General features: G+C 72.8%; 2 protein-coding genes. Both read right to left on the bottom strand.

The annotated features are described in order from the left end of the window. The coding region (locus K6I34_RS36545) for a hypothetical protein (protein WP_229332327.1) at positions 1-370 on the bottom strand (370 nt) is incomplete at its 3' end. A gap of 240 nt (positions 371-610) precedes the next feature. Then, on the bottom strand, positions 611-1,648 hold the full coding sequence (locus tag K6I34_RS36540; RefSeq protein WP_229332328.1) for a HAMP domain-containing sensor histidine kinase: 1,038 nt from the start codon (positions 1,646-1,648) through the stop codon (positions 611-613). Between the last annotated feature and the right edge of the window lie 90 nt (positions 1,649-1,738).

The raw sequence follows: 1,738 nt of genomic DNA, 5'->3' as shown, positions 1-1,738 counted from the left end.
GCGCGGCGGGAGCAGCGGCAGGGGCCGGAGCGGCGGCCTGCGGGGCGGCGGCGGGGGCGGGGGGCTGCGCGGCGGGCGCGGCGACGGCGGGAGCCGGGGCGGCGACGGCCGGAGCGGCCTGCGCGGCGGGGGAGGCCGGAGCGGCGCCCGCCTCGGTCAGGCCCGGCGGCGTAGCCGTCGTCGGCTGACCCGGCTTGTAGTCGGCGAAGAAGTCCCACCAGGCTCGGTCGACCGAGTTCGGGTCCTGGAGGTACTGCTGGTAGATCTCGTCGACGAGCCACTCATTGGCACCGAAGACGTCGGCAGGACTCTTGCCCTGCCCGTCCTGGTCGGTCGAGATGCTCGAGGTGTTGGGGGACTGTGGCGACACGGCGGCAACCGCCCTCTTCCGCTTCACAAGGTGATGGACAGCGGAAATAAAGGCTACGCCTGTCTGTACCGATGATGCAGGCCACCCGGGCCAGTCGTCGCGCAAGTCACATTCCCGAAGGGGTTTCGGGGCATGACTTGGCGGGAAACACGCGGGGTTTTGCGTGTCCCGAGGGAATCCGGGTTCGCCGAAGCGGGCCTCACACTCCCTCGAATGTGTGCCTCCGCCACCGACCATACGTCAACTCTGATCACGCGGACCTCCCGGAAGAGTGACCTGTATACGGCACCCTTGCGGGGATTCGGCCACGCCGATGCTCCCGCCGTGCAGGTCGACCGCCCATCGGGCGATGGCGAGGCCCAGGCCCGTACCGCCGTCCCCGCACGGCCCGTGGGCCCTGGAGCCGCGGTTGAAACGCTCGAAGACCCGGTCCCGCTCCGCCTCCGGGATGCCGGGCCCCTCGTCCAGCACCTCCAGGTCCAGCGACTGCGCGCCCTCGCCCCGGCGCGCCCGCACCGTCACCCGCCCGTGCGGTGGGCTGTGCTTGACGGCGTTGTCCACCAGGTTCGCCACCACCTGGTGCAGCCGCTCGGCGTCCGCGTGCGCGGTCAGCTCGGGGGGCGACACGTCCAGGTGCAGATGGACGTCCTTCCGGGAGTGGGGGGAGGAGCCCGAGGCCATCCCGGCCTCCTTCAGCACCCCCGCGAGGTACGGCCACACCTCGAAACGGCGCGCGTGCAGCGGCACGACCCCGTTGTCCAGCCGCGACAGGTCCAGCAGCTGCTCGACCAGCCGCCCCAGCCGCTCGGTCTGCCGCAGCGCGGTGCGCATGGTCTCCGGGTCGGCGGCGGAGACCCCGTCCACCACGTTCTCCAGCACGGCCCGCAGGGCCGCGATGGGCGTGCGCAGCTCGTGCGAGACGTTCGCGACCAACTCCTTGCGGTGGGTGTCCACCGCCTCCAGGTCGGCCGCCATCCGGTTGAAGGCCGTGGCCAGGTCCCCGAACTCGTCCCGCCGCCCGGCCCCCACCCGCCGGGTGTAGTCACCGCGTGCCATCGCCCGGGTGACCTCGGTCATCTCGTCCAGCGGCGCCGTCAGGCCGTGCGCCACGAACTGCGTTATCAGCAGCGAGGCGATGATCGAGAAGACCGTGATGACCCGCAGCCCGGTCGCCGAGTGGATCGCCACGAAGACCAGGAAGGTCGTTATCACCACCGACCCGATCACCAGGGCGCCCAGCGCCGCCTTCACCGAGCGGTACGGGTCCAGCGGGCGCAGCGCCTCCCAGACCCGGCCGCCGAGGCCCGCGGGCGCCGCGGGCCCCTCCGGGCAGTCGCGGGCGGCCCGTGAGGCCCGGCCCGCCGGCCC

The organism is Streptomyces sp. UNOC14_S4 (assembly GCF_020740835.1).
GTDB lineage: Bacteria > Actinomycetota > Actinomycetes > Streptomycetales > Streptomycetaceae > Streptomyces.
This window is presented reverse-complemented; position numbering and strand designations above follow the sequence as displayed.